Origin of the sequence: Pseudomonas sp., assembly GCF_030147005.1 — a bacterium.
GTDB lineage: Bacteria > Pseudomonadota > Gammaproteobacteria > Pseudomonadales > Pseudomonadaceae > Aquipseudomonas.
Map to the genome: position 1 here is coordinate 1 of NZ_JASLAW010000117.1, position 6,534 is coordinate 6,534.

Below are 6,534 nucleotides of genomic sequence, written 5' to 3' on the forward strand. Positions count from 1 at the left end.
TCGAGCCCTCCAGGTCAAAAGCCAGGTCGCAGCTGAGCGCATTGGCGATCTTTTGCACCGCTTTCGTGGCGAGGGAGCTTGCTCCCGCCGGGCTGCGAAGCGTCCCCAAAAAAGCGGCGGGCGCTGCGCAACCGAGCGGGAGCAAGCTCCCTCGCCACGAAAGCGGTGCAAAAGATCGCCAATGCGCTCAGCTGCGACCTGGCTTTTGACCTGGAGGGCTCGAAACGAGAGGAATTGCTTGGCATTGCGCAGTTGATCGAACTGGCGCGGTTGCTGGCTGATTGTGTGCGCGTCGGTACTGGGCTGGCGACCGCCGCAAGCATCTGATAACACCGTCCAAATGTGGGAGAGGGTTTGCCCCGCCCACATTTTGGGTGTGTTCTGCCTGAGAGTGATTGGGTGAGCTATTTAACAACCCGTATATTCGTGGCCTGTACCTGACCCGAAGCATGAAGAGCTTTTGATACTGGTGCTAAGTCATATTCTACTTTTAGGCCTTCACTCAGGCTTCCTCGCCCATTGTCCGGCAAGTGCGAGCAATGGACGAAAATTTCCGGCCCCTTATCTTCCGGCATAATAAAACCAAAACCTTTAGTTTCGTTGTACCACTTAACAATACCTATCGCCATTACCGTTCTCCTGACACCTCGTTCGTTAACTCGCACGGGCGTCGCTAGATAATTTCCATATTCACTTGTTCGTCGTCGCCATCCATTGCAATCCAACCCTTACCTGTCTTTTGGTTCAAAGACATTACCGTGCCTGTCACCACTTCCATTGCCGCTCCCTCCGCGTCTCTCTAAAAACGTTCGCGCAGTACTTGAAGGTATAAAAGCGCGGGAATGGGAGGCTGGCTACTGTCAGAGTTGACAGGCTGGCGTGGGTTTTCGACGAATAGTAAGGGGTAGCGGCCTGGCAACTCGGGGCGCCTTCAGGAGTCGCGACGCAAATCCGGCGGTATCGGCAGGTCTTTGAGCGGGTCAGGCCGCTTGCCCTTGCCGGCGCGGTATTGGCGGATTTGGTAAACGTAGGCCAGTACCTGTGCAACGGCCAGGTAGAGCCCGGCGGGGATTTCCTGGTCCAGGTCGGTGGAATAGAAAATCGACCGCGCCAGCGCCGGCGACTCCAGCAGCAGAATGTCGTTGGCCACGGCGATTTCGCGGATTTTCAATGCGGTAAAGTCGCTGCCCTTGGCCAGCAACATGGGCGCGCCGCCCTTCTCCGGGTCGTACTTGAGCGCCACGGCATAGTGGGTCGGGTTGGTGATGATCACATCGGCGTCGGGCACCGAGGCCATCATCTTGCGCTGGGACATTTCGCGCTGCAGTTGGCGAATGCGTTGCTTGACCTCGGGGCGACCTTCCTGGTCCTTGTGTTCGTCGCGCACTTCCTGCTTGGTCATCAGCAGCTTTTTGTGGCTTTCCCACAGCTGGATCGGCGCGTCCACCGCCGCGATGAGGATCAACCCGGCAGACATCCACAACGCGCTCCAGCCCACCACTTGCAGGCTATGCATGATCGCCGACTCCAGCGGTTCATGGGCGATGCGCAGCAAATCATCGATGTCGGCCGACAACACCGACAGTGCCACGAACAGAATCAGGATGAATTTGGCCAAGGCCTTGAGCAGCTCCACCAAGGCCTTGCTGGAAAACATGCGCTTGAGCCCGGCACCGGGGTTCATGCGACTGAATTTGGGCGCCATGCTGCCGGCGGCGAACAGCCACCCGCCGAGGGCGACCGGGCCGATCAGCGCGGCCAGCAGCAAGGTGATCAGGATCGGTTGCACCGCCAACAAGGCGATCTTGCCCGAATGCAGCAGGTATTGGCCCATGGAGTCGGGGTTGAGCAACACCTCGCGCGGCAAGCTGAAGTTGTGCTTCATCATCTCCAACAGGTCCAGCGCCAGGCCGCCGCCGTAGATCAGCAAGGCCCCGGCACCGGCGATCATGGTGGCAAAGGTATTGAGCTCTTTGGAGCGCGCAATCTCGCCCTTTTCCCTGGAGTCCTTTTTACGTTTCTCCGTGGGGTCTTCTGTTTTGTCCTGACCACTCTCGCTCTCGGCCATGGCTCAGCGCGCCCGTGCCAGGTCACGTAAAAACTGCAGGGCTTCGGCCGCCAGCGGTTGATACTGATTGAGAATGTCAGCCAGGCCGACCCAGAAAATCCCCATGCCCAACACCAGGGTCAAGGGGAAACCAATGGAAAAGATGTTCAGTTGCGGCGCGGCGCGGGTCATCACGCCAAACGCGATGTTGACCACCAGCAGCGCGGTGATCGCCGGCAACACCAGCAGCAGGGACGCGCCCAACACCCAGCCGAGGCGCCCCGCCAGTTCCCAGAAATGGTTGACCACCAGCCCCGAGCCCACCGGCAAGGTGGTGAAACTTTCGCTCAATACCTCGAACGCCACCAAATGGCCGTTCATGGCCAGGAACAGCAAGGTCACCAGCATGGTCAGGAATTGCCCGATCACCGCCGCCGACACGCCGTTGGTGGGGTCGACCATGGACGCAAAGCCCATGCCCATCTGTACCGAGATGATTTGACCGGCCACCACAAACGCCTGGAAGAACAGGCTCAGGGAAAAGCCCAGCATGGCGCCGATCAGGATCTGTTCGGCGATCAGCATCAATGCGCTGAGGTCGAGCGCGTTGACCGGCGGCATCGACGGCAAGCCCGGCACGATCACCACCGTGATCGCCACCGCAAAATACAGGCGCACACGCCGCGGTACCAGGGTGGTGCCGAACACCGGCATGGCCATCAACATGGCCGTGACGCGAAACAGTGGGAGGATGAATGAGGCCACCCAGGTACTGATCTGGGTGTCGGTCAAAGCCAGCAAAGACTGCATCGGTTCAGCCGATCAGCTGCGGAATACTGCCGTACAGCTGCAGGATGTATTCCATGAAGGTTTGCACCAGCCACGGGCCGGCGACGATCAGCGTGACCAGCATCACCAGCAGGCGCGGCAGGAAGCTCAGGGTTTGTTCGTTGATCTGGGTGGCGGCCTGGAACATCGCCACCAACAGGCCGACCAGCAGGCTGGGCACCACCAGCACGGCCACCATTACTGTGGTCAGCCACAGCGCTTCACGAAACAGGTCGACGGCGACTTCCGGGGTCATAGCGCTATACCCCTCCGAAACTGCCGGCCAAGGTGCCGATAATCAGCGCCCAGCCGTCCACCAGCACAAACAACATGATCTTGAACGGCAACGAGATGATCAGCGGCGACAGCATCATCATGCCCATCGCCATCAGCACGCTCGCCACCACCAGGTCGATGATCAGGAACGGTATGAAGATCATGAAGCCGATCTGGAACGCGGTCTTCAATTCCGAAGTGACGAACGCCGGTACCAGAATGGTCAGGGGCGCCTGGTCCGGTGTGGCGATGTCGGTACGCTTGGACAGGCGCATGAACAGTTCAAGGTCGCTGGAGCGGGTCTGCGACAGCATGAAGTCCTTGATCGGGCCCTGGGCCTTGTCGATGGCGTCCTGGGCCGTGAGCGTTTCCGCGAGATAGGGTTGCAGGGCTTGCTGGTTCACCTTGTCGAACACCGGCGCCATGATGAACAGCGTCAGGAACAACGCCATGCCGGTGAGGATCTGGTTCGACGGCGTCTGTTGCAGGCCCAGGGCCTGGCGCAGGATCGAAAACACGATGATGATCCGCGTAAAGCTGGTCATCAGCATCACGAACGCCGGGATGAAACTCAGCGCGGTCATGATCAGCAGGATCTGCAGGCTGACCGAGTATTCCTGGGCGCCGGCCGCATTGGTGCCCAGGGTAATCGCCGGGATCGACAACGGGTCGGCGCCCAGTGCCATCGGCGCGGCAAGCAACAGCATGAGCGTCAGGAACACGCGCATTACTTTTTATCCTTCTGTTCCTTGCCCAGCAATTCCATCAGGCGCTGGGCGAATTCTGGCGTGGCGGCCTCGGTCTTGGCCGCGTCCACCGGTGTCTTGAGTACGTGCAACGGGGTGATGCGGCCAGGCGTGATGCCGAGCAGGATCTGCTCCTCGCCGACCTGCACCAGCACCAGGCGGTCTCGCGGGCCCAGGGCGCGCGAGCCGACCAGCTCGATGACCTGGCTGTTGCCCGGGCCGATACGCTGCACGCGGCGCATCAGCCAGGCCAGCACGAAGATCAGGCCGACCACCAGCAACAGGCCGAGCATCAACTGCGTCAACTGCCCGCCGACGCTGCCGACCGCTGGTGCCGCAGCCGCCTGCGCGACCGGTTCCACCGCCAGGGCGCTCAATGGCAGCGCCAGTAACAGTCCCGCCATCGAGTACTTCATTTCAGCGCAACTTCTTGATGCGTTCGCTCGGGCTGATCACGTCCGTCAGGCGAATGCCGAACTTCTCGTTGACCACCACCACCTCGCCATGGGCGATCAGCGTGCCGTTGACCAGCACGTCCAACGGCTCGCCGGCCAGGCGGTCAAGCTCGATCACCGAGCCCTGGTTGAGCTGCAACAGGTTGCGGATGTTGATTTCGGTGCTGCCGACTTCCATGGAAATCGACACCGGAATGTCCAGAATCACATCCAGGTTGGGGCCGTCGAGGGTCACCGGGTCGTTGTTTTTTGGCACGCTGCCGAATTCTTCCATCGGCAGGCGCTTGCCGGCCGGCGCAGAAGCGGCGTCGGCGGCCAGCAGTGCGTCGATATCGTCCTGGCCGACATCGCCGGTTTCTTCCAGGGCCGCAGCCCACTCATCAGCCAGGGCCTGGTCTTCGGCGGAAGTGTTTTCGTGTTCGGTAGCCATTACATGTCCTCGGCGCAGCAAACAATCATAAATAGGGGATGCAGCATGGGGTGAGTCAGCGTCGGTTGATCGGCTCAATCACTTGCAGGGCCAGGTTGCCCTTGTGGGAACCGAGCTTGACCTTGAACGACGGCACACCGTTGGCGCGCATGATCAGTTCTTCCGGCAATTCGACCGGGATCACGTCACCCGGCTGCATGTGCAGAATGTCGCGCAGGCGCAGCTGGCGACGGGCCACGGTGGCGGTCAGGGGAACGTCGACGTCGAGCAGGTCTTCGCGCAGGGCCTTGACCCAGCGTTCGTCCTGGTCGTCGAGGTCGGACTGGAAGCCCGCGTCGAGCATTTCGCGCACCGGCTCGATCATCGAGTACGGCATGGTCACGTGCAGGTCGCCGCCGCCGCCATCGAGTTCGATGTGGAAGGTCGACACCACAATGGCTTCGCTCGGCCCGACGATGTTGGCCATGGCCGGGTTCACTTCCGAGTTGATGTACTCGAAATTGACTTCCATGACCGCCTGCCAGGCTTCCTTCAAGTCGATGAAGGCCTGCTCCAGCACCATGCGCACCACGCGCAGCTCGGTGGGCGTGAATTCACGGCCTTCGATCTTGGCGTGACGGCCGTCGCCGCCGAAGAAGTTGTCCACCAGTTTGAACACCAGCTTAGCGTCGAGGATGAACAGCGCAGTGCCGCGCAACGGCTTGATCTTGACCAGGTTGAGGCTGGTGGGTACGTACAACGAATGCACGTATTCACCGAACTTCATCACCTGCACGCCGCCCACCGCCACGTCCGCCGAACGGCGCAGCATGTTGAACATGCTGATGCGGGTGTAACGGGCGAAACGTTCGTTGATCATTTCCAGGGTCGGCATGCGTCCACGGACGATGCGATCCTGGCTGGTCAGGTCGTAACTTTTGACGCTGCCGGGTTCGGCAGCCATTTCGGTCTGTACCAGACCATCGTCGACGCCATGCAACAGCGCATCGATTTCATCCTGGGACAGCAGGTCTTGCACGGCCATGTCGTGGTCCTACTGCAATACGAAGTTAGTGAAGAGTGCCTGCTCGACCACGACTTTGCCGAGTTCTTTCTGGGCCACTTCCTGCACGCTGGCAGTGACCTTCTGGCGCAGCATTTCCTGGCCGACCGGAGCCGTCAGGCTGTCGAAGCTCTGCCCGGAGAACAGCATCACCAGGTTGTTGCGGATCAGCGGCATGTGCACCTTGAGCGCGTCCAGGTCCGCCTGGTTACGCGCGAGCAAGGTGATGCTCACCTGCAAGTAGCGTTGGCGACCGTTCTGGTTGTAGTTGGCGACAAACGCCGGAAGCATCGGCTCGAAGATTGCCGGTTGCTTGACGTTAGTGGCGGTGTCGGCGGCGGGGGCCGGCGTGCTGGCACTGCTGTGCATGATGTACCAGGTTCCGCCAACCGAGGCGCCAACGGCCAGGAGCAGGCCGAGCACAATCAGCAGGATCAGCTTGAGCTTGCCTTTGCCTGCGGGGGGAGTTGCTGCGTCGTCGCTCTTCGCCATGCCAATAATCCGTCACTATTCGGGGATTCATAGATCTACGGATAGGCAAGAGCAAGTGTTATGCCAGAGTTGTCTGACACCAGGGCAACTCAAATCAAATGTGTGAGGGGGCTTGCCCTAATGCCAGTCAGTTAAGACAGAACCGGTCCCTGTGGCGAGGGAGCTTGCTCCCGCTGGACTGCGTAGCAGTCCCATTTTTGGGGCCGCTTCGCGCCCCA

Annotated in this window: 10 protein-coding genes; 1 reads left to right on the forward strand and 9 read right to left on the reverse strand. The window is 60.4% G+C overall.

Annotated features, from left to right (window positions below):
• Nucleotides 1-165 precede the first annotated feature (165 nt).
• Nucleotides 166-327: a hypothetical protein gene (locus tag Q1V60_RS10475; protein WP_300630043.1), complete on the forward strand. Its 162-nt coding sequence runs from the start codon at nt 166-168 to the stop codon at nt 325-327.
• Nucleotides 328-404: 77 nt separating this feature from the next.
• Here the strand turns inward: Q1V60_RS10475 and Q1V60_RS10480 are convergent, their stop codons facing one another.
• The 9 genes from Q1V60_RS10480 to fliL form a co-directional block, all read right to left on the reverse strand.
• Nucleotides 405-629 carry a cold shock domain-containing protein gene (locus tag Q1V60_RS10480; RefSeq protein WP_300630029.1) on the reverse strand — a complete coding sequence of 75 codons (225 nt, stop codon included), beginning with the start codon at nt 627-629 and terminating at the stop codon, nt 405-407.
• Nucleotides 630-931: 302 nt separating this feature from the next.
• The gene (gene flhB, locus Q1V60_RS10485; protein WP_300630031.1) at nt 932-2,068 is read right to left on the reverse strand and encodes a flagellar biosynthesis protein FlhB; all 1,137 of its coding nucleotides are present in this window, start codon (nt 2,066-2,068) and stop codon (nt 932-934) included.
• A 3-nt stretch (nt 2,069-2,071) separates the two neighbouring features.
• A complete protein-coding gene (fliR, locus tag Q1V60_RS10490) occupies nt 2,072-2,857 on the reverse strand; it encodes a flagellar biosynthetic protein FliR (RefSeq protein ID WP_300630032.1) in 786 nt (261 codons plus the stop codon).
• 4 nt (nt 2,858-2,861) lie between these two features.
• On the reverse strand, nt 2,862-3,131 hold the full coding sequence (fliQ, locus tag Q1V60_RS10495; RefSeq protein ID WP_010208761.1) for a flagellar biosynthesis protein FliQ: 270 nt from the start codon (nt 3,129-3,131) through the stop codon (nt 2,862-2,864).
• 4 nt (nt 3,132-3,135) lie between these two features.
• Nucleotides 3,136-3,879, reverse strand: a complete 744-nt coding sequence (fliP, locus tag Q1V60_RS10500; RefSeq protein ID WP_300630035.1) for a flagellar type III secretion system pore protein FliP — start codon at nt 3,877-3,879, stop codon at nt 3,136-3,138.
• Complete coding sequence (gene fliO / locus Q1V60_RS10505; protein WP_300630036.1) at nt 3,879-4,313, reverse strand: flagellar biosynthetic protein FliO; 435 nt, start codon at nt 4,311-4,313, stop codon at nt 3,879-3,881. Before fliO ends, fliP begins: the two co-directional genes overlap by 1 nt.
• Nucleotide 4,314: 1 nt before the next feature.
• A complete protein-coding gene (fliN, locus tag Q1V60_RS10510) occupies nt 4,315-4,782 on the reverse strand; it encodes a flagellar motor switch protein FliN (protein ID WP_053257298.1) in 468 nt (155 codons plus the stop codon).
• 55 nt (nt 4,783-4,837) lie between these two features.
• On the reverse strand, nt 4,838-5,806 hold the full coding sequence (fliM, locus tag Q1V60_RS10515) for a flagellar motor switch protein FliM (RefSeq protein WP_300630039.1): 969 nt from the start codon (nt 5,804-5,806) through the stop codon (nt 4,838-4,840).
• A 9-nt stretch (nt 5,807-5,815) separates the two neighbouring features.
• Nucleotides 5,816-6,316, reverse strand: coding sequence for a flagellar basal body-associated protein FliL (gene fliL, locus Q1V60_RS10520; protein ID WP_300630041.1), 501 nt, complete (start codon nt 6,314-6,316; stop codon nt 5,816-5,818).
• Nucleotides 6,317-6,534: the final 218 nt, after the last annotated feature.